Source organism: Achromobacter sp. ACM01 (genome assembly GCF_014851745.1).
GTDB classification, from domain to species: Bacteria; Pseudomonadota; Gammaproteobacteria; order Burkholderiales; family Burkholderiaceae_B; genus Achromobacter; species Achromobacter aegrifaciens.
In genome coordinates, this window is record NZ_JACVAF010000004.1 from 1 (window position 1) to 21,143 (window position 21,143).

General features: G+C 66.9%; 19 protein-coding genes. 14 read left to right on the forward strand and 5 right to left on the reverse strand.

The genetic code is table 11. From position 1 onward, the window contains the following. Positions 1–278: 278 nt before the first annotated feature. The 3 genes from ilvD to IB268_RS20440 all read right to left on the reverse strand — a co-directional run bounded on the left by ilvD (position 279) and on the right by IB268_RS20440 (position 4,025). A complete protein-coding gene (ilvD, locus tag IB268_RS20430; RefSeq protein WP_192354733.1) occupies positions 279–2,147 on the reverse strand; it encodes a dihydroxy-acid dehydratase in 1,869 nt (622 codons plus the stop codon). 107 nt (positions 2,148–2,254) lie between these two features. Continuing rightward, positions 2,255–3,070, reverse strand: a complete 816-nt coding sequence (locus IB268_RS20435; RefSeq protein ID WP_175160906.1) for a helix-turn-helix domain-containing protein — start codon at positions 3,068–3,070, stop codon at positions 2,255–2,257. A gap of 64 nt (positions 3,071–3,134) precedes the next feature. Further along, positions 3,135–4,025, reverse strand: a complete 891-nt coding sequence (locus IB268_RS20440; protein ID WP_192354734.1) for a LysR family transcriptional regulator — start codon at positions 4,023–4,025, stop codon at positions 3,135–3,137. A gap of 113 nt (positions 4,026–4,138) precedes the next feature. Here IB268_RS20440 and IB268_RS20445 point away from each other — a divergent pair, with 113 nt between their 5' ends. Further along, positions 4,139–4,684 (forward strand): GNAT family N-acetyltransferase, encoded by a 546-nt coding sequence (locus tag IB268_RS20445; RefSeq protein ID WP_192354735.1) that lies wholly within the window; start codon positions 4,139–4,141, stop codon positions 4,682–4,684. After that, a complete protein-coding gene (locus IB268_RS20450) occupies positions 4,681–5,871 on the forward strand; it encodes an MFS transporter (protein WP_119450274.1) in 1,191 nt (396 codons plus the stop codon). Before IB268_RS20445 ends, IB268_RS20450 begins: the two co-directional genes overlap by 4 nt. Before the next feature lie 33 nt (positions 5,872–5,904). On the opposite strand, the gene queC is transcribed toward IB268_RS20450, so the two are convergent. Then, positions 5,905–6,624: a 7-cyano-7-deazaguanine synthase QueC gene (gene queC, locus IB268_RS20455; RefSeq protein ID WP_054459441.1), complete on the reverse strand. Its 720-nt coding sequence runs from the start codon at positions 6,622–6,624 to the stop codon at positions 5,905–5,907. Between the two features lie 222 nt (positions 6,625–6,846). Between queC and ppc the strand changes: the two genes are divergently transcribed. From ppc to IB268_RS20490, 7 genes are all read left to right on the forward strand, one after another. Continuing rightward, the gene (ppc, locus tag IB268_RS20460; protein ID WP_192354736.1) at positions 6,847–9,696 is read left to right on the forward strand and encodes a phosphoenolpyruvate carboxylase; all 2,850 of its coding nucleotides are present in this window, start codon (positions 6,847–6,849) and stop codon (positions 9,694–9,696) included. Positions 9,697–9,792: 96 nt separating this feature from the next. Further along, positions 9,793–10,314 (forward strand): sigma-70 family RNA polymerase sigma factor, encoded by a 522-nt coding sequence (locus IB268_RS20465; RefSeq protein ID WP_175160902.1) that lies wholly within the window; start codon positions 9,793–9,795, stop codon positions 10,312–10,314. Positions 10,315–10,320: 6 nt separating this feature from the next. Further along, complete coding sequence (locus tag IB268_RS20470) at positions 10,321–11,322, forward strand: FecR domain-containing protein (RefSeq protein ID WP_125470457.1); 1,002 nt, start codon at positions 10,321–10,323, stop codon at positions 11,320–11,322. A 120-nt stretch (positions 11,323–11,442) separates the two neighbouring features. After that, positions 11,443–13,902 (forward strand): TonB-dependent siderophore receptor, encoded by a 2,460-nt coding sequence (locus IB268_RS20475; RefSeq protein WP_192354737.1) that lies wholly within the window; start codon positions 11,443–11,445, stop codon positions 13,900–13,902. Positions 13,903–14,181: 279 nt separating this feature from the next. Next, positions 14,182–15,117 carry a 3-hydroxyacyl-CoA dehydrogenase family protein gene (locus tag IB268_RS20480; RefSeq protein WP_054459431.1) on the forward strand — a complete coding sequence of 312 codons (936 nt, stop codon included), beginning with the start codon at positions 14,182–14,184 and terminating at the stop codon, positions 15,115–15,117. A 180-nt stretch (positions 15,118–15,297) separates the two neighbouring features. After that, on the forward strand, positions 15,298–16,638 hold the full coding sequence (locus tag IB268_RS20485; protein WP_054459429.1) for a short-chain fatty acid transporter: 1,341 nt from the start codon (positions 15,298–15,300) through the stop codon (positions 16,636–16,638). A 31-nt stretch (positions 16,639–16,669) separates the two neighbouring features. Further along, on the forward strand, positions 16,670–17,398 hold the full coding sequence (locus tag IB268_RS20490) for an SDR family NAD(P)-dependent oxidoreductase (protein WP_125470461.1): 729 nt from the start codon (positions 16,670–16,672) through the stop codon (positions 17,396–17,398). 47 nt (positions 17,399–17,445) lie between these two features. On the opposite strand, the gene IB268_RS20495 is transcribed toward IB268_RS20490, so the two are convergent. Then, a complete protein-coding gene (locus tag IB268_RS20495) occupies positions 17,446–18,228 on the reverse strand; it encodes an IclR family transcriptional regulator (protein WP_192354738.1) in 783 nt (260 codons plus the stop codon). A 145-nt stretch (positions 18,229–18,373) separates the two neighbouring features. On the opposite strand from IB268_RS20495, the gene IB268_RS20500 reads away from it, so the two are divergent. Genes IB268_RS20500 through pcaD form a run of 5 tightly spaced genes read left to right on the forward strand, consistent with a single transcriptional unit; the run spans position 18,374 to position 21,141 of the window. Next, positions 18,374–19,063 carry a 3-oxoacid CoA-transferase subunit A gene (locus IB268_RS20500; RefSeq protein ID WP_013396544.1) on the forward strand — a complete coding sequence of 230 codons (690 nt, stop codon included), beginning with the start codon at positions 18,374–18,376 and terminating at the stop codon, positions 19,061–19,063. Continuing rightward, complete coding sequence (locus tag IB268_RS20505) at positions 19,060–19,704, forward strand: 3-oxoacid CoA-transferase subunit B (protein ID WP_013396545.1); 645 nt, start codon at positions 19,060–19,062, stop codon at positions 19,702–19,704. The genes IB268_RS20500 and IB268_RS20505 overlap by 4 nt, the downstream gene beginning before the upstream one ends. A gap of 52 nt (positions 19,705–19,756) precedes the next feature. Next, the gene (gene catC, locus IB268_RS20510) at positions 19,757–20,032 is read left to right on the forward strand and encodes a muconolactone Delta-isomerase (protein WP_043546701.1); all 276 of its coding nucleotides are present in this window, start codon (positions 19,757–19,759) and stop codon (positions 20,030–20,032) included. 13 nt (positions 20,033–20,045) lie between these two features. Beyond that, positions 20,046–20,342 (forward strand): YciI family protein, encoded by a 297-nt coding sequence (locus IB268_RS20515; RefSeq protein ID WP_054459424.1) that lies wholly within the window; start codon positions 20,046–20,048, stop codon positions 20,340–20,342. Positions 20,343–20,361: 19 nt separating this feature from the next. Next, positions 20,362–21,141 carry a 3-oxoadipate enol-lactonase gene (pcaD, locus tag IB268_RS20520; protein ID WP_175160896.1) on the forward strand — a complete coding sequence of 260 codons (780 nt, stop codon included), beginning with the start codon at positions 20,362–20,364 and terminating at the stop codon, positions 21,139–21,141. The last annotated feature ends 2 nt before the right edge of the window (positions 21,142–21,143 follow it).

Sequence of the window (21,143 nt, forward strand, 5' to 3'; positions counted from 1 at the left end):
GGCGAGCAACCTCGATGCGCCCGAGGGAATCTGAAGGGAAGGCCGAAGGCCTGGACGAAGATGACGAAGGGGCAGTCCGGAGCGAAGGCTCCGGACCGCAATCGTGGGCGCTCGCCTCCCACGCGCCGGCGCCGACGGGCGGCCTACGAAGCACTACGGCACCGGCACCGGCACCCGCACGCACGCACGCACGACGTCAACACCAACCAGCACTCATCAGACGCCAAAAAAAAAGCGGCGCTAAAAAGCGCCGCCCTCTTACCCAACAGCAAGCAAAATCAACGCTTGCCCTTCTGCTTCAGCTGCGACAAATCCCGCACAGCCCCGCGATCCGCCGAAGTCGCCAACGCCGCATACGCTTGCAGCGCCTGCGACACGACACGTTCGCGACCGACCGGCTCCCAGCCATCGGCACGAGCATCCATCGCCGCCCGGCGGCGCGCCAGTTCCTCGTCGGACACCGCCAGATGCATCTTGCGGTTCGGGATATCGATCTCGATCACGTCGCCCTCTTCCACCAGGCCGATCGTGCCGCCTTCCGCCGCTTCCGGCGAAGCATGGCCGATCACCAGACCCGACGAACCGCCAGAGAAACGGCCATCGGTAAACAGCGCGCAAGTCTTGCCCAGGCCCTTGGACTTCAAGTACGACGTCGGGTACAGCATTTCCTGCATGCCCGGACCGCCCTTCGGGCCTTCGTAGCGGATCACCACCACGTCGCCAGGAACGATCTTGTCGCCCAGAATGCCTTCCACCGCATCGTCCTGGCTTTCAAAAACGCGCGCACGGCCGGTAAAGACCCATTGCGACTCGTCCACGCCCGCCGTCTTCACGATGCAGCCCTTTTCAGCCAGGTTGCCGTACAGCACGGCCAGGCCGCCGTCCTTCGAATAGGCGCTTTCCTTGCTGCGGATGCAGCCCGTCTTGCGGTCGGTATCCAGCGTCAGGAAGGTTGCGTCCTGGCTGAACGCCACCGTGGTCGGAATGCCGCCCGGAGCCGCCCGGTAGAACTTCTGCGCCTCTTCGCCTGCGCCGCCGGCCACGTCCCATTGCTTGATCGCATTGCCCAGCGTGCCGCTGTGCACGTTGCCGCAGGACAGATCGAGCAGGTCCGCGCGCGCCAGTTCACCCAGGATGCCCAGGATGCCGCCGGCGCGGTGCACGTCTTCGATGTGGTATTTGTCGGTGGCGGGCGCCGCCTTGCACAGGCACGGCACCTTGCGCGAAATGCGGTCGATGTCGGCCATGGTGAAGTCCACGCCCGCTTCCTGCGCCGCGGCCAGCAAGTGCAGCACGGTATTGGTCGAGCCGCCCATGGCCACGTCCAGCGCCATCGCGTTCTGGAACGCGCTCTTGGTGGCGATGCTGCGCGGCAGGACCGACGCGTCCTCTTCCTGGTAGTAACGGCGGCACAGGTCCACCACCAGACGGCCGGCCTGCTCGAACAGACCCTTGCGCCAGGCGTGCGTGGCAACGATGGTGCCATTGCCCGGCAGCGCCAGGCCGATGGCCTCGGTCAGACAGTTCATCGAATTGGCCGTGAACATGCCGGAACAGGAGCCGCAGGTCGGGCAGGCGCTGCGTTCGACTTCGGCCACTTCCGCATCCGACACCTTCGGATCGGCGGCCTTGATCATGGCGTCGATCAGGTCGATCTTGGCGATGACCTTGCCGTCGCTGGGCGACTTGACCTTGCCCGCTTCCATCGGACCGCCCGACACGAACACGACCGGGATGTTCAGGCGCATAGCGGCCATCAGCATCCCCGGGGTGATCTTGTCGCAGTTCGAGATGCAGACCATGGCGTCGGCGCAGTGCGCGTTGACCATGTATTCGACCGAGTCGGCGATCAGTTCGCGCGAGGGCAGCGAATACAGCATGCCGCCGTGGCCCATGGCGATGCCGTCGTCCACGGCGATGGTGTTGAATTCCTTGGCGACGCCGCCGGCGGCCTCGATTTCCTTGGCGACCAGCGCGCCCAGGTCGCGCAGGTGCACGTGGCCCGGCACGAACTGCGTGAACGAGTTCACTACCGCGATGATCGGCTTGCCGAAGTCGCCGTCCTTCATGCCGGTGGCGCGCCACAGGGCGCGGGCGCCGGCCATGTTGCGGCCGTGGGTCGAGGTGCGGGAGCGGTAGTGCGGCATGGTTTGTCTCTGGCTGTAGCTGTTAGCGTAGGCGGCAAAACGTTAAATAATACGCTGGTTCGAGCCGCCCTCGCCCGTCGGCCGCCCCCGGGACGCGGCCGCGGCCATCAGGCGGACGCCATGCCGCGGGCCGCGAAGGCGCTGGGCGGCTCGCCCACGGCCTTGCGGAACATGGCCGCGAAAGCGCTGGGGCTTTCGTAGCCCAGGTCCAGCGCCACCTCCAGCACACGTTCGCCGCGCGCCAGCCGCTCCATTGCCGCCAGGAGCCGCGCCTGCTGGCGCCACCGGCCAAAGGTCATGCCGGTGTGCCGCAGGAACAGCCGGTGCACCGTCTTCGGGTCCACTCCCAGCGCGCGCCCCCAGTCGGCCGCGCCGTCCTGGCGTTCCGGGTGGCGCACGATGGCGCGGCAAATGCGCGCCAGGCGGGGTTCGGAAGGCTGCGGCAGGTGCAGCGGCAGCACCGGCTCCTGGCGCAATTCGTCCAGCAGCAACATCATCAGCCGGCCGTCGCGCGTGTCGGGCGCCCAGTCCAGCGGCACCTCGGCCGCCGCGACCATCAGCTCGCGCAACAAAGGGGAAATCGACAACACACAGCAGCTGGACGGCAAGTGCGCGGCCGCGCCCGGCTCCACAAACACGGTGCGCATGCGCGGCTCGCCACTCATGCGCAGGCCGTGCGACACCCAGGCCGGCACCCAGACGCCGCGCGTGGGCGGCACCACCCAGATCCCGGCGTCGGTATCCACCACCATGACCCCGGAGATGGCGTACAGCAACTGGGCGCGGCGGTGCCGGTGGCGGCGCACGCGGTGGCCGTCTTCGTAATCCACCGCCAATCCGGCCACCGGACGCCGCGAGGACTCATAAGGAAACAGGTCCAGCTCTGCGGGCTTATAGGGCTTGCGGGCAGCAGGCTTGTCCATTTTGCGATGATTGTGATTCAAGTGGCGTGGAATGGTCTGCGCCAGTGTACCCACGTCCTTGGGTTCACCCTCGCAACGCCAGCAGCGAGTCCTGCAGATGCCGCAACCCCCGGCTGAGCGGCTTGTCCCTTCGCAGCACGATGGCCAGGCTGCGCGACAGGCGCGGCGCCAACGAGCGCACCTCCAGCGCCTGGCGCTGGCCCGCGCCCGACACCGCCAGCCTGGGCAGGATCGCGCAACCCAGGCCCGCGGCGACGATCTCCTTCATGGCCTCGGTGCTGCCCAGCTCCATCACGGGCTTGGCGGCCAGCCCGGCGTCCTCGAACCAGTCGTCCACCAGGCGGCGGGTGCGCGCGCCCGGTTCGAACAGCACCAGCGGCAGCTGCGCCAGCGCCTGCGGCGTGGCGGCCGCGGGTATGGCGGCCGGATCGCGGGCGGGAAAGATCGCCACGAACTCGTCATCCAGCACCGGCGTGACCTGGAACATGCGTCCCGGCGCGGGCAAGGTGACCAGGCCGATATCGAGCGTGTTGTTCTCCAGCCCGCGCAGCATGTCCGCCGTATTGCCGGTGCTGGCCACGATATCCAATGCCGGAAAGCGCCGCCGCAGGTCCGCCAGGATCGGCGGCAGCAGATAGGTGCAGGCGGTGGCGCCCGTGCCCATCCGGATACGGCCGGACACCTGCGACGCATGCGCGGTCATGGCAAGTTCGGCCTGCGCCAGCGCCGCGTCGATGACGCGCACGTGCGACAGCAGCTCCAGCCCGGCCGCTGTCGGGCCCGCGCGGCGGCCGATGCGTTCCACCAGCTTCAGGCCGAAGCGCCGCTCCAACTGGCGGATCTGCAGGCTGACGGCGGGCTGCGTCACGCCTCCCCGCTCCGCCGCGGCGGAAAAACTGCCCAGTTCGATCACCTGCGCAAAGGTGCGCAGGTGATCCAGGTTAAGGCCACGCATCGCTGAATCCATAGTTTTACTTATACAAATCATAATGGACCAAAGCTTTATTAATAAATAAGCTTGCGCGACACTGGCGGCTTCTGTTTTCCTTTCCTGTTCACGGCCCGCCCATGTCGTCCCCCCGCCCCACCGTCCTCATCCGCGATAGCGCGGAAGCCGATCTTCCCGCCATCAAGACCATCTACGCCCACCATGTACAGCACGGCACCGCCTCGTTCGAGCTGGAGCCGCCGTCCATCCAGGAAATGCGCCAGCGCCGCGGCGCCGTACTGGAAAAGGAAATGCCCTATCTGGTGGCCGAGATCAACGGTGAGGTCGTGGGCTACGCCTACGTCATGCCTTACCGCCCGCGCCCGGCCTACCGCCACACGGTCGAAGATTCGGTGTACGTAAAGGCGGGCCGCTCCGGCCTGGGCATCGGCGGCAAGCTGCTGGCCGAGCTGATAGAGCGCTGCACCGCCGCCGGCTGGCGCCAGATGCTGGCCGTCGTGGGCGACAGCCGCAACGCCGCATCGCTGGCGCTACACGCCAGCCAGGGCTTCCATCCCGCCGGCACCCTGCGTTCGGTGGGCCACAAGCATGGCGAATGGCGCGACACGGTGCTGATGCAGCGCGCGCTGGGCGAAGGCGACGCCACGCCGCCGCAACGGCCGTGATTGCGCCGCGCGCCATCGTCTGCCTGGGGCTGACGCAACTGGTCGGCTGGGGCGTGACGTACTACTTGATCGGCGCCCTGGGACCCGCAATGGCCGCCGACCTGGGCTGGAACGCCGCCACCGTCTACGGCGGTTTTTCGGCGGCCATCGTGGTGATGGCCCTGGTGTCTCCGCTGGCCGGCATGGCCGTGGACCGCTGGGGCGGCCATCGCGTCATGCCGCTGGGCGCGCTACTGGGCGCGCTGGGCTGCGCGGGCCTGTCGATCGCGCACGCCATACCTTGGTACTTCCTGTCCTGGGCCGTGCTGGGCGTTGGCATGCGGCTGAGCCTGTACGACGCGGCTTTCGCCTCGCTGGCGCGCGCGGCCGGCCCCTTGGCGCGCCGGCCCATGTCGCAGATCACGTTGTTCGGCGGACTCGCGTCCACGGTGATGTGGCCGGTAGGCCATGCGCTGTCGGGCTGGCTGGGCTGGCGCGGCGCGGCGCTGGCCTATGCCGGTTTGGCGCTGGCCACGGTGCCGCTTTACCTGGCGCTGCCGCGTGCACGCTATGCAGCGGCCCCCGGCGGCAAGGACAAGGCGCCCGCCGGCCTCACCCGCAACGCCGCCGAGCGCCGCCTGGCGGGCGGACTGTACGCGTTGGTCGCCATGCTGACCAACTTTCTGGCGGCGGGCAACGCGGCCCATCTGATTTCATTGCTGTCGGGCCTGGGCTTGGCCGCGGCCGCCGCGGTCAGCGTCGCGGCACTGTGGGGCGTCGGCCAGTTCGCGGCCCGTCTGGCCGACGTGGCGTTGGGCTCGCGCCTGCATCCGCTGACATTGACGCTGGCGGTCGGCGCGCTGCTGCCCCTGTGCTTCCTGCTGGCGCTGCTGTCCGGCGGCAACCTCTATGCCACCGCCGCCTACGCGCTGCTTTATGGCGCCTGCAATGGCCTCTTGACCATCACGCGCGGCACCCTGCCGCTGGCGCTCTTCGATTTCCGCAGCTATGGCACGCTGGTGGGTTCATTGCTGATCCCCAGCTTCCTGGTCACCGCCGCCTCTCCGGTCGCCTATGCCTACATCGTGGACAGCTACGGCGCACGCGGCGCGATGGCGCTGTCGGTGGGCTTGGCCGCGGCTATCGGTGCGGCAGCGTTCGCGCTAAGGTGGAAGTTCATCGCCAGGACGCGCGCGGCGTTTGCCTGAAGCGCCCACCGCGCGATGGCGGCGGCCGGCGTCTCAACCCTCGGCGGCGGAGGCCACCACCCATTTTTCCCAACCGATCTTGCGCAGCTTGCAGGCGGGACACTCGCCGCAGCCGTAGCCCCAGTCGTGGCGCGCGCCGCGCTCGCCCAGATAGCAGGTGTGGCTTTCCTCGACGATGGTTTCCACCAGCGCGTCGCCGCCCAGCCGATGCGCCAGCGCCCAGGTCTCGGACTTGTCGATCCACATCAGCGGCGTCTCGATCGTGACCCGCGAGCCCAAGCCCAGGCCCAGCGCCACCTGCTGCGCCTTGATGGTGTCGTCGCGGCAATCCGGATAGCCGGAAAAATCGGTTTCGCACATGCCGCCCACCAGCACGTCCAGCTGACGGCGGTAGCCCAGCGCGGCGGCCAGCGTCAGGAACAGCAGGTTGCGCCCAGGCACGAAAGTGTTGGGCAGGCCGTTGGCCTGCATTTCGATGGCGCGGTCGCTGGTCATGGCGGTATCACCCACCTGGCCCAGCACCTTCAGGTCCAGCAGATGATCCTCGCCCAGGCGCGGCGCCCAGTCGGGGAAATTGCTGCGGATCTCGCGCAGCACGTTCAGCCGCGCAGTCAGTTCAATGTGGTGGCGCTGCCCGTAGTCGAACGCCACGGTTTCCACATGGGCGTAGCGGTCCAGCGCCCAGGCCAGGCAAGTAGTGGAATCCTGGCCGCCCGAAAACAGCACGAGCGCGCGACGTTGATGATTTTGCATAAATGGGGGCTTCTGGAAAGACGAAGGGACTGAAGGCTTGTACGCACAGGTGACGGCCTGCCTTTAGTGTAAACATGCTGCTGGCGGACTTTAAACCGACGCCGGCGGCTGGCGTAAAAAGTCTGCGTAAAATCTTCCTGGTTCTCTTTCCCGGTTTACCTGCAACGCCTCTTCTTTCCTACCCCTTCCCCTCTCTCAGCAGCCTCGACGGATCCCCGCCAGATGAATGCCATGCGCCCGCAGTCCGATTCAGCAGAACCCTTGCGTCACGATATCCGGCTATTAGGCCGATTACTGGGCACCGTCATCGAGGAATGTGAGGGCAAACGCGTCTTCGACACCATCGAAACCCTGCGCCGCACGGCCGTGAAGTTCCGCCGCGAAGGCAACGACGCCGACGGCAAATTGCTGGAGCAGCGCGTCAAGCGCCTGCAAGGCAGCGACCCCAACTCCGTGGCGCGCGCCTTCAGCTACTTCCTGCACCTTTCCAATATCGCCGAAGACCGCGACCAGAATCGCCGCCAGCGCGCCCGCGCCATCGCCAGCGGCGCGCCCGAGCGCGGCAGCCTGCGCGACGCGGTGCAGACCCTGGGCCGCCAGGGCGTGGGCGTAGCCCGCATCCGCCGGCTGCTGGCCGAAGCCTGCGTCATGCCGGTGCTGACCGCGCACCCCACCGAAGTGCAGCGCAAGAGCACGCTGGACGTGCACCGCGAGATCGCCGGCGCGCTGACGCAGCGCGAAGGCACGCTCACGCCGGAAGAGCTGGCCGACCTGGACGCCTCCCTCCTCGGCCGCGTCGCCACGCTGTGGCAGACCCGCATGCTGCGCTACACGCGCCTCACGGTGGCCGACGAAATCGAGAACGCGCTGTCGTACTACCGCAGCACCTTCCTGCAAGTCATTCCGCGCGTGTACGGCGACCTGTCCAAGCTGCTGAGCCGCGAGTCCGCCAAGCCCTTCGCCGCTCCGCCCGCGCCGCTGGAGCCCTTCCTGCGCATGGGCAGCTGGATCGGCGGCGACCGCGACGGCAACCCCAACGTGGATGCCAGCACCCTGGAACGCGCGCTGCTGCGCCAGGCCACCGTGCTGTTCGAACACTATCTGCAAGAGGTCCATGCGCTGGGCGCGGAGCTGTCCGTCACCACCTTGCTGATTGGCGTGGATGCCGAACTGCTGGCCCTGGCCGACGCCAGCGGCGACGATTCGCCCCACCGCCGCGATGAGCCCTATCGCCGCGCGCTGGTCGGCGTGTACGCCCGCCTGGCCGCCACCGCGCAGCGCCTGACGGGCCAGGACCTGGCGCGGCGCAGCACCGTCGCGGCAGCCCCCTACGAAGGTCCGCAAGAGCTGTCCGCCGATCTGGCCGTGATCGCCGCGTCGCTGGCCGCCCACCATGGCTCGCCCATCGCCAAGCTGCGCCTGGCCGGCTTGCAGCAGGCCGTGGAAGTATTCGGCTTTCATCTGGCCACGGTGGACCTGCGCCAGAGTTCCGACGTGCACGAGCGCGCGCTGGCCGAGCTGTTCACCCTCGCCGGCACGCAACGCGACGGCAAGCCGCTGGACTACCTGGCGCTCACCGAAGAGCAACGCGTCGAACTGCTGCGCGCCGAACTGGCGCAGGCCCGGCCGCTGGCCTCGCCCTGGATCGCCTATAGCGAAGACACCACGCGCGAACTGGCGGTGCTGCGCGCCGCCGCCGCCGGCCGCGCGCGCTACGGCAAGCAGGCCGTGCGCCAGACCATCGTGTCGCACACCGAAACGCTGAGCGACCTGCTGGAAGTCATGGTGCTGCAAAAGGAAGCCGGCCTCATCGCCCCGGCGGGCCAGGAGATCCAGCCCGAGGACGGCCTGATGGTCGTGCCGCTGTTCGAGACCATTCCCGACTTGCAGCGCGGCGCCGAGATCATGGCTGCCTGGCTGGACCTGCCCGAAATCCGCCAGCGCGTGAAGCTGGCGCAGAACGGCGCGCAGGAAGTCATGCTGGGCTATTCGGACAGCAACAAGGACGGCGGCTTCCTCACGTCCAACTGGTCGCTCTACCAGGCCGAGCGCGCGCTGGTCGACGTGTTCTCGGCCCGCAACGTGCGGCTGCGCCTGTTCCATGGCCGTGGCGGTTCGGTAGGCCGCGGCGGCGGCTCCAGCTTCGACGCCATCCTGGCACAGCCCCCGGGCACCGTGGCCGGCCAGATCCGCCTGACCGAACAGGGCGAAGTCATCCAGAGCAAATACAAGGACGCCGAGGTCGGCCGCTGGCACCTGGAACTGCTGGTCGCGGCCACGCTGGAATCCAGCCTCGCGCCGCGCGCCGAAGCCACCAGCGCGGAAGACGCGCACATGGCCCAGCACGGCCCGGCCATGTCCTTCATGTCCGAAACCGCGCAGCGCACCTACCGCGGCCTGGTCTACGACACCCCGCGCTTTGCCGATTACTTCTTCGCCGCCACGCCCATCAGCGAAATCGCAGGCCTGAACATCGGCTCGCGTCCCGCCTCGCGCAAGAAAGGCCAGCGCATCGAAGACCTGCGCGCCATCCCCTGGGGCTTTTCCTGGGCGCAATGCCGCCTGATGCTGACCGGCTGGTACGGCATGGGGTCGGCCATCGAGGCCTATCTGGAAACCGGCGCCCCCGACGCGCCCCGCTCGCGCCGCGGCCGCCTGGCCCAGCTGCGCGAAATGGCGCGCGACTGGCCCGCCTTCCGCACGCTGCTGTCCAACATGGAAATGGTGCTGGCCAAGTCCGACCTGGCGATCGCCGCGCGCTACGCGCAGCTGGTGCCGCAGCGCGGCGTGCGCGAACGCATCTTCGGCGCCATCAGCGCCGAGCACGGCCGCACGCTGGCCATGCTCAGGCTGCTGACCCAGCGCGAACTGCTGGCCGACAACCCCACGCTGCAGGCGTCGTTGCGCGAGCGCTTCGCCTACATCGATCCGCTCAACTACCTGCAGATCGACCTGATCCGCCGCCACCGCGCCGCACAGAAGCATCCCGAGGCCGAGGTCGACAAGCGCGTGCAGCGCGCCATCCACCTGACCATCAACGGGATTGCGGCAGGGCTGCGCAACTCGGGCTAGCGATTGCTGGTGAAATGGCGCGCGGTATAGAATGAGTCTGATTCTCATCCTTTACCCGCGCCATTTTTGCCGCCTTCGCGCGTTGCAGGGGCCCGCATGTCGACCAACCAATCCGCAGCGCAGCAGGGCATCGAAGGCCTGTATGCCGATCATCACAGCTGGCTGAGAAGCTGGCTGCGTCGAAGGCTGGGCAATGCGTTCGACGCGGCGGATCTGGCGCACGACACCTATCTGCGCATCCTGCACACTGGCCGGCTGCCCGAACCGCACCAGTCGCGCCAGCATCTGGCGCAGGTCGCCCGCGGCCTGGTGATCGACCTCTACCGCCGCCGCCAGATCGAGGCCGCCTATCTCGAAGCCCTCGCCGGTCTGCCGCAGGCGCATGCGCCGTCGGAAGAAGCCCGCGCCATGGCGGTACAAGCCCTGGTCGAGATCGACGCCGTGCTGCAGAGCCTGCCAGCCAAGGCGCGCGAGGCGCTGCTGCTGCGCAAACTGGACGGTTTGAGCTACCGCGACATCGCGTCGCGGCTGGCCGTGTCGGTGTCGTCGGTGGAGAAATACGTGGCTTCCGCGCTGCTGGCCTGCTACCAGGCCCTGCACGTGCCCCCTGGCGGCTGACCGGGCATGTCCGCCACGCCCGGCATTCCGTCAAATCCCCAGGGCTTGAATCGGGCCATCGACCCCGCCATCGTGCAGCGGGCAGCCGAATGGATGGCGCGCTTGTGGTCGGAAGACGTCAACCCCACCGACCAGTCCGACTGCGCCCGCTGGCGCGCGCAACATGCCGACCATGAACTGGCCTGGCAACGGCTGCTGGAATTCGAGGACAAGCTCGGCAGCGTATCGCCGCAGGCCGCCAGCCACGCTCTGCGCAAACGCCCGGCTGGCGTCTCGCGGCGCCGCGCGATCAGCCTGCTGGGGCTGGGCGCAACCATCGTGGGCGTGGGCTACGTCCTGCACGGCACCGACTCCTGGCAAACCGCAACGGCCGACTACCGCAGCGGCACTGGCGAAATCCGGACCATCACCCTGCCGGATGGGTCCAGCGTGACGCTGTCCACCGCGACCGCCATCGACCTCAGGTTCACCGCGGACGAACGCGTGGTGGTGCTGCACGCCGGAGAAATCCTGGTAGCAACCGCGCCAGATCTGGCAGCCATGGCCCGGCCGTTCCGGGTGCGCAGCCGCCACGGCTCCATCCAGGCCCTGGGCACCCGATTCTCGGTCAGGGACGATACCGAAACCTCCCGCGTGGCCGTGTTCGAAGGCGCCGTGGAAATCCGTCCCCTCGGCGCACCGGAACAGGCAGTCCTGCTTCAAGCCGGCCAGGGTTCGCGCTTTTCGTCAGGCGGGGCCGCGGCACCTAGTCCTGCGCAGGAAAGCGCGGCGGCCTGGAGCCGCGGGGTATTGGTGGCCGATGCCATGCGCCTGGACGAATTCCTGGCAGAACTGGCCCGCTACCGGCCAGGCCTGCTGCGCTGCGATCCCGAGGTTGCGGGCCTGCTGGTGAGCGGCGTCTTTTCCGTACGCAACACGGACCGGGCGCTGGACAACCTCACGCGGGCTCTGCCGGTGGCGGTGAGCTACCGGACGCGCTACTGGGTGACAGTGCAGGCAGCGCAATGACGGCCAATCGGCTGTCGCCGTTACAAACTTTTCGAGGCGGCAATTGCGGATTCGGCGTTCTTGCTCGGGATATAGGGTGACCCCCTTTCATCTCCAGCACGAACCGCAAGGCATCACCCAATGTCCCGTCACCCGCAGCCCAGGTCCCATTCCCACGCGCCAGCCACGCCAGCGCTCCGCCCCGCGATTCCCCGCCTGATGCGCCTGGCGCTGTTTCTCAGCGTGGCGTTCTGCGTCATCCCTGGCGCGACCGCCACCGCGCAGGCGCAGAGCGTCGACACCAGGCGCAGCTACGACATCGCCGGCGGCCCGCTGAGCCAGGTGCTCAATGCCTACGCCAGCGCGGCCAGCGTAGAACTGAGCATGGACGCCGCGCTGCTGCATGGAAAGCGCAGCAACGGCCTGTCAGGCAGCTATTCGGTGCGCGAAGGCTTCGGTGAATTGCTGCGCGGTCAAGGCCTGCAAGCCCTGCCGGAAAGCAACGGCAGCTACACGCTGCGCCCCGCGCCGGCGTCGCACCACGACGCCACCACTCTCGAAGCCGTGACCGTCACCGCGCAGGCCGCGGAGACCGCCACCGGCCCCCTGCATGGCTACGCGGCCCGGCTCAGCGCGACCGGCACCCGCACCGACACGCCCATCATCGAAACGCCGCAATCGATCTCGGTCGTGGGCGCGGAGGAAATCGACACCCTGAAATCGCAGAGCATTCAAGATGCGCTGGGCTACGTGGCGGGCGTCAGCCGCGCTGAAGGCATGGACCGCACGTCTGACAGCCTGTTCCTGCGGGGCTTCCGCAGCAACCTGGGCAACTACTACCGCGACGGCATGCTGTACACCGTGAACATCTACAACGGGCGGCAGGAGGTGTATGGGCTGGAGCGCATCGAGTTCCTCAAGGGCGCATCCTCCGTCCTCTACGGCTCCGCGTCGCCCGGCGGCATCATCAATACGGTCAGCAAACGCCCCACCGTGGAGCCGCTGCGCGAACTGAACGTTGAAGCGGGCAACTACAGCCGCAAGCAGATCTCCGGCGATTTCGGCGGCGCGCTCGATGAAGATGGCAAGTGGTCGTACCGATTGACCGCCTTGCTGCGCGAGAGCGATACGTTCATCGACCATGTGCCTGACGATCGGACCTACATCGCGCCTGCCATCACGTGGCAGCCAAGCGCCGCCACCTCGCTGACCCTGCTTGCGGAATACCAGAAGGACCACACCGTCTACGTTTATGGCCTGCCGGCGCAAGGCACGGTGCTCCCCAACGTCAACGGCCGGATCCCACGCAATCGTTTTAGCGGCGAGCCTGGTTTCGACAAGTTCAACATGGAACGCTATTCGATCGGCTATCTGTTCGAACACGCCTTCAACAGCCAGCTTAAGCTGCGCAACAGTGCGCGCTATTTCCATGCGGACAGCACCTATCACTCCACCGACATCTGGCAGCTCGCGCCCGACCAGCGCTGGACCGCCGATCGCGGCGCCATGCCACGCTGGGATCGCTCCTCCGCCCTGATCTCCGATACGTCCTTGCAATACGAGGTGGGCAGCGGCATGGTGCGCCACACGCTGTTGGCGGGCATCGATTACTCGCTGCCCAAACACGAAACCGAACGCTATATCCGCAGCAACAACAACATCGACCTCTACGATCCTGTGTATGGCATGCCGCTAGGCCCCGTCGCGCCGTTCCCCGGGTCCTCCTCCGTCACCGACATGAAGCGCCTGGGCATCTACCTTCAGGACCAGATCAAGATCGCCGACAAATGGGTCGTCCTGCTGGGCGGACGACAGGATTGGGTCACGGTCGACGAGCACAACTTCTTCACCGACGAAAAATATGCGGACGGCGAAAAGAGCAAGGCCTTCACCGGCCGCGCCGGCCTGGTCTACCTGGCCGACAACGGGCTGGCGCCGTTCCTGAGCTATAGCGAATCGTTCGAGCCTACCAGCGGCCAGGACCGCCAGGGCAGCCGCTTCCAGCCCACCACCGGCCAGCAGTACGAAGCCGGGCTGCGCTACCAGCCCGCCGGCTCGGACACCATGCTCTCGGCGGCGGTCTACCAGCTGACCCGCAAGAACATGACCGTGACCGACCCCTTGGACACGTCCTACCAGATACAGGCCGGCGAGGCGCGGACCCGCGGCCTGGAACTGGAGGCGCGCACCCGCATCGGCCGCAATGCCAACCTGATCGCCGCCTACGCCTACACCGACGCGCGCACGCTCAAGGCCAGCCCCTTGCAGCCCGACGAGGAAGGCAAGCGCCTGAGCTCGGTCCCCTACAACCAGTTCTCGCTATGGGGCGACTATGGTTTCGGCGACTTCGGCCTGCCTGGCTTGAGAATCGGCGCTGGCCTGCGCTATGTGGGCAGCACCCGCGGCATGGCGCACGGCATGCCGGTGGAGGTGCCATCCTTCACCTTGTTCGACGCCATGATCAGCTACGCGACGGGGCCATGGAAGTTCGCGCTGAACGCGTCCAACCTGACCGACAAGACCTATATCGGCAGTTGCACCTACGGCTGCTTCTACGGCGAACCGCGCCGGGTGATCGGCACCGCCACCTACCGCTGGTGAAGTCAGGCCGGCCCGCGCTCGCGCCAGAGCGCGGGCCGGCGTCCCCTGCCTGCGCGCCGTCCACCAGCCGGACACCCAAAATCCCCCATTTGTCCGCCCCCCGCGACTTTTAGTACTATCTCTTTCAGAAATTCTATATACGCACAAATGTTCGTATATAGAACATAAAGATTTTTCTGGCCAGGCGCACAGGAAGGCACACCCGGAAGAGACAGAAAGCATCCTGGTTCCGCACGTGCCCGCCCGCAAGCCCGGCGTGTCAGCACCGAGCGAACCATCATGGATACTCCCCTCAAGAATCTCGCCATCGTCGGCGCAGGCGCCATGGGCAGCGGCATCGCCGCGCTGTTCGCCTCGAAGGGATTGAACGTCGTCCTGATCGACCCGATGGAAGGCGCGCTGGACCGCGCGCTGCAGACCATAGACCGCCAGTTGAATGTCTATGCCCCGGGCAACGTCCAGGAAGCGATGCAGCGCATTCAAGTCGCACCGGGGCTGGAAGCGGCTTGCAACAGCGACCTGGTGATCGAGGCCGTGCCCGAGAACCTGGAGCTCAAGCGCGGCATCTTCGCCAAGCTCGATTCCCTGTGCCCCGCGCACACCCTCTTCGCCACCAACACCTCCGGCCTGTCCATCAACGCCATCGCCAGCGCGGTAGTGCGGCGCGACCGTTTCGTGGGCACCCATTTCTTTACGCCCGCCGACGTGATTCCGCTGGTGGAAGTGGTGCGCAACGACGGCACCTCCGAGGACACGGTCGCCCGGGTGATGGCCACGCTGCGCTACGCCGGCAAGCGTCCGGTGCTGGTGCGCCAGGACATCCCCGGCTTCATCGCCAACCGCATCCAGCACGCCCTGGCACGCGAGGCCATCTCGCTGCTGGAGAAAGGCGTGGCCAGCGCCGAGGACATCGACGAAGTGGTCAAGTGGAGCCTGGGCATCCGCCTGGCCCTGTCGGGACCGCTGGAACAGCGCGACATGAACGGCATCGACGTGCACTACGCGATCGCCAGCTATCTCTACAAAGACCTGGAAAACCGCACCGAACCTTCCGAACTCCTGAAGAGCAAGGTCGAAAGCGGCCAGATCGGCGCCAAGAGCGGCCAGGGCTTCTACACCTGGAGCCCCGAACGCCGCGAGCGCGTGCTGCGCGAGAAAAGCGCCGCGCTAGGCGAACTGGCTGACTGGCTCAACGGCAAGGCCAGCGGCTCCTGACGGCCGCGCAAGCAAAGCATTCACACCATAAGGCGCGGGGCATCCCGCCACCAGCGCCAGCGGGCCACAAGCCCAACCACACAAAGAAAGCAATCGTCCCACCCGCCCCCGCCGACACCCGGCGCCGGGCGGCGCAAGACGCGAGAAAACTTAGCCTTACCGGAGTTTGTAGGAGGCACCATGAATAAACTGGCTTCATTCTTTACGGAGCTGATGCGCAAGTATCTGCCCGACCCCTTCGTCTTCGCGATCGCGCTGACCCTGCTCACCGTGCTGCTGGCCATGGGCGTCGAGGGCAAGGGCATCGGCGACATCACGCGCGCCTGGGGCAACGGCTTCTGGAGCCTCCTGGCCTTCACGACCCAGATGGCCGTGATCCTGGCGATGGGCTACGTGCTGGCCACGGCGCCGCTCACCGACCGCATGCTCAACCGCATCGTCAGCCACGTGCACAAGCCGCACACCGCCATCATCGTGGCGACGCTGGTCGGCGGCATCGGCAGCTACCTGAACTGGGGCTTCGGCCTGGTCATCGGCGGCATCGTCGCCAAGAAGCTGGCGCTGAAGGTCAAGGGCGTGCACTACCCCCTGATCATCGCCGCGGCCTACAGCGGCTTCACCATGTACGGCCTGGGCCTGTCGGCCAGCATCCCCGTGCTGGTCGCCACCCCCAATCACCCCACCGCCAAGCAGATGGGCACCATCCCGCTGTCGGAAACCATTTTCTCGGTGCCGATGCTGATCACCAGCCTGGTGATCATCGTGACGCTGCCGCTGCTCAACGCCTGGCTGCACCCCAAGAAGGGCGAGAAGATCGTTGAAGTGGACCCGGCCATCGACCGCGACGCCAACACGTCCAGCGCCGCCGAAGACATGCTGGAAAAAGGCACCATCGCCTCCAAGCTGAACAACAGCCGCATCCTGAGCCTGCTGATCGGCGCGCTGGGCATCGCCTACGTGACCTTCCACTTCATGGACGGCGGTTCGCTGGACCTGAACCTGATCAACTTCATCATCCTGTTCCTGGGCATCATCCTGCTGGGCACGCCGGCCGCCTACGTGGCCAAGCTGACCGAAGGCATCAAGACGATCTCCGGCATCATCCTGCAGTACCCCTTCTACGCCGGCATCATGGCCATCATGGCCGCCTCCGGCCTGGTCACCACGATCTCGCAAGTGTTCGTCGACGTGGCCACGCCCGAGTCGCTGCCGTTCTGGGGCCTGATCAGCTCGTTCGTCATCAACTTCTTTGCGCCTTCGGCCGGCGGCCACTGGGTCATCCAGGGTCCGTTCATGATCGACGCCGCCAAGGAAATCGGCAGCGCGCTGAACCAGACCACCATGGCCGTCATGCTGGGCAACGCCTGGAACGACCTGGTGCAGCCCTTCTGGATCCTGCCCGCGCTGGCGCTGTCCAAGCTCAAGCTGCGCGACGTGATGGGCTATACCGTCATCATGATGCTGTGGGTCGGCGTGATCCACATCACCGCCGTCCTCCTTTGGGGTTATCTGACCCACTGACCGGCGCGCATACTCTAGGAACGGAACCGATATGAGCAAACCTACTGCGTATCTCGTGACCGGCGGCAGCGCCGGGATCGGGGCTGCGATCATCCGCATGCTGCTGGATGCGGGACACCAGGTCGTCAACATCGACTACAAGCTGCCCGAGAATCCGCCCGCGGGGCTGGTGTCTTATCAGGCCGACCTGACCGACGAAGCGCGCACCAAGGAAGTGGCCCGCGAAGTGACCGCGGCCTACAACATCGTGGGCCTGGTCAACAACGCCGGCGCGACCCGCCCGGGCACGGCCGACACGGCCACGCTCGCGGACCTGGACTACGTGGTCAACCTGCACCTGCGCACCGCGCTGATCCTGGTGCAGGCCGCGCTGCCCGCCATGCGCGAAGCCGGCTTCGGCCGCATCGTGAACATGTCGTCGCGCGCCGCGCTGGGCAAGCCGGACCGCGTGGTCTATTCGGCCACCAAGGCCGGCCTGGTGGGCCTGACCCGCACGCTGGCCATGGAACTGGGCGGCGACGGCATCACCGTCAACGCCATCGGTCCCGGCCCCATCGCCACCGATCTGTTCACCAAGAGCAATCCGGCAGGCGCGCCGCAGACCGAACGCATCATCAACAGCATCGTGGTCAAGCGCCTGGGCACGCCCGAAGACGTGGCGCGCGCCGCGATGTTCTTCCTGTCGCCGGACAACGGCTTCGTCACCGGCCAGATGCTGTACGTCTGCGGCGGCACGACGCTGGGCGTCGCGCCCATCTGAGATCCGCCATGCGCACGCCAGCCGCCCTCGTCTCTCCCCTGCCCCGCCTAACGGCGAAGCAGGGCGTGGTTGATCTGGTCGGCCGCGCGGCGCAATGGCGGCAGAAACGCCGCCAGCATTTCCTCGCGCGTAAAGCGGTTGGCATGGCCGCTGACGTTCATCGCGGCGATCACGCGGCCGCTGCGGTCCATGATGGGCACGGCCACCGACTGCAGCCCCGGCTCCAGCTCCTGCGCGACGCAGGCGTAGCCGTCGGCGCGCACGCCGGCCAGCACGCGCTTCAACTCCGCGATGTCCGTGACGGTGTGCGGGGTGTAGGACTGGATCTGGCTCAGCGCCAGCACCCGGTCCAGCTCCGGCTCCGTCAGCCCCGCCAGCAACACGCGGCCCATCGAGGTCGCCCAGGCCGGCAGGCGGCTGCCCACGGCCAGGTTGATGGTCATGACCTTGTGCGTGGACAGGCGCAGGATGTAGACGATGTCCGCGCCTTCCAGCACCGAAACGGAACACGACTCCCGCGTCTGCTCGGCCACTTCTTCCATGTACGGCAACGCCAGGTTCCACAGCGGCGTGCCGGACAGGTAGGCGTAGCCCAGCTCCAGGATGCGCGGGGTCAGCGAGAACTTGCGGTCGTCGACGGTGACGTAGCCCAGGTGCTCCAGCGTCAGCAGGATGCGGCGCGCGCCGGCGCGAGTCAGCCCGGTCACGGCCGCGACCTCGGACAAAGTCATCTCGGAACGGTCGGGGCCGAAGGCCCGGATCACGGACAAGCCGCGCGCGAAGGACTGCACGTAGCTGTCGCTGGGTTGCTGGGTTTCTTGCTCGGCCATCCGTCTACCGCAAAAAGAGTAAATGGGGATGACGTCGGGCCGGCTCGCCTTGACGCCCGGCTCATCCCCATGAAACGATGTTCTTCAGAAGAACGAAAGTTCTAATTAAGAACAAATTATGACACGCCACCTATGAGCAAACATCATGATTTCTAAGCTTGTTGCAAGCGCGGCGGCCGCCCTGGCGGACGTACCCGACGGCGCCACCGTCATGATCGGCGGCTTCGGCACCGCCGGCCAGCCCATGGAACTGATCGACGCCCTGCTGGAGCAGGGCGCGAAGGACCTGGTCATCATCAACAACAACGCCGGCAACGGCACCACCGGCCTGGCCGCCCTGCTGGGCGCCAACCGCGTGCGCAAGATCATCTGCTCGTTCCCGCGCCAGGTGGATTCGCAGATCTTCGACGGCCTGTACCGCAGCGGCAAGATCGAGCTGGAACTGGTGCCGCAGGGCAACCTGGCCGAGCGCATCCGCGCCGCCGGCGCCGGCATCGGCGCGTTCTTCACGCCCACCGGCTACGGCACCCCGCTGGCCGACGGCAAGGAAATCCGCGAGATCAACGGCCGCCAGTACGTGCTGGAGTATCCGCTGCACGCCGACTACGCGCTCATCAAAGCCGAACGCGGCGACCGCTGGGGCAACCTGGTCTACCGCAAGACCGCCCGCAACTTCGGCCCCATCATGGCCAGCGCGGCGCGCGTGGCGGTGGCGCAGGTGCGTGAAGTGGTCGAACTGGGCGAGCTGGACCCGGAAACCGTCGTCACCCCCGGCATCTTCGTGAAACGCGTCGTGCAGATCGCAGCCACCCCGGCCGCCAAGGAGCAGCAATGAGCACCAAACTGACCCGCGACCAGATCGCCGCCCGCGTGGCGCAGGACATTCCTGAAGGCGCCTACGTGAACCTGGGCATCGGCCTGCCCACGCTCGTCGCCAACCATCTGCCGGCCGACCGCGAAGTCATCCTGCACACCGAAAACGGCATGCTGGGCATGGGCCCCGCCCCCGCCAAGGGCGAGGAAGACTACGACCTGATCAACGCCGGCAAGCAGCCCGTGACGGAACTACCCGGCTGCTCGTTCTTCCATCACGCCGACTCGTTCGCGATGATGCGCGGCGGCCACCTGGACATCTGCGTGCTGGGCGCCTTCCAGGTTTCGCAGCACGGCGACCTGGCCAACTGGCACACCGGCGCGCCCGACGCGATTCCCGCCGTGGGCGGCGCGATGGACCTGGCGATCGGCGCCAAGGACGTGTTCGTGATGATGGAACTGCAGACCCGCGAAGGCCAGAGCAAGCTGGTCGAGGCCTGCACCTATCCGCTGACCGGCGTGCGCTGCGTATCGCGCGTGTACACCGACGTGGCGGTGTTCGACATCCGCGCCGACGGCGTGACCGTCATCGACATGTTCGGCGACACCACCGCCGACGAGTTGCTGCGCCTTACCGGCCTGCCGCTGAAGTTTTCCCGCTGAATTTTGTGCGCGCTCCGGCATCGCCGGAGCGGCTTTACAGGAGAGAGTCATCATGTTGTTCATGGTTCAAATGCAAGTCAATCTTCCCGTCGACATGCCCGCCGACCGCGCCGACAAGCTGAAGGCCGACGAAAAGGCCCTGGCGCAGCAACTGCAGCGCGACGGCAAGTGGAAGAACCTGTGGCGCGTGGCCGGCCGCTACGCCAACGTCAGCATCTTCGACGTCGAAAGCAACGACGAGCTGCACACGCTGCTGTCCTCGCTGCCGCTGTTCCCGTACATGGACATCAACGTCACGGCGCTGGCGCGCCACCCCTCGGCAATCTGACCAGGAGCGGCTGATGCCCTACATCATCGAAACCTTCGACAAGCCCGGCCACCAGGAAGTGCGCCAGCAGCATCGCGCCGCGCACCTGGAATACCTGGACGCGAACAAGCAGCTGCTGCTGGCCTGCGGCGCCAAGCTGCAGGACGACGGCAAGGACGCCGGCGGCGGCCTCTACATCGTGGCCCTGGAAACGCGCGAAGCCGCGCAGCAGTTCATCGACGCCGACCCGTTCTCCCAGGCCAATCTGTTCGAGCGCGTGACCATCACGCGCTGGCGCAAGGCCTATGTCGACGGCGTCTGCCACCTGTAAACGCAAGGAATAAACCCGCATGTCTTACGCCGATCTCAGCCAGGCACGGCTGTACTACGTCATCGATGGCCCCGCCGACGCGCCGGTGCTCGTGCTCTCCAACTCGCTGGGCACCTGCTCCGACATGTGGGCCCGCCAGATTCCCGAACTGAGCAAGCACTTCCGCGTGCTGCGCTACGACACCCGCGGCCACGGCAAGTCGTCGATCCCCGAGGGCGAATACAGCTTCGAGCAGCTGGGCAACGACGTCGCCGAACTGCTGGCGCACCTGAACATCAAGCGCGCGCACTTCTGCGGCCTGTCGATGGGCGGCCCCACCGGCCTGTGGCTGGCGCTGGCGCGTCCCGAACTGCTGGACAAGCTGATCCTCTGCAACACCGCCGCGCGCATCGGCTCGGCCGAAGGCTGGAGCGCCCGCATCGCCGCGGTCGCCGAACAGACCCTGGAAAAGATGGCGCCCACGCTGGTCGAACGCTGGCTCACCGACAGCTACCGCGCGGCCGAGCCTGGCCTGACCCAGGTGCTGATCGACATGCTGCGACGCACGCCGGACGCTGGCTACTCGGGCAACTGCGCCGCGCTGCGCGACGCCGACTTCCGCGAACAAGTGGCCTCGATCAAGGCGCCCACGCTGGTCATCAGCAGCACGCACGACCTGGCCGCCACCCCGGCCCAAGGCCGTGAACTGGCTGAGGCCATCCCCGGCGCGCGCTACTTCGAAATGAACACCTCCCATATCTCGAACTGGGAGCAACCCGAAGTCTTCACCCGCACGGTCGTCGACTTCCTGAAGGGGTAAGC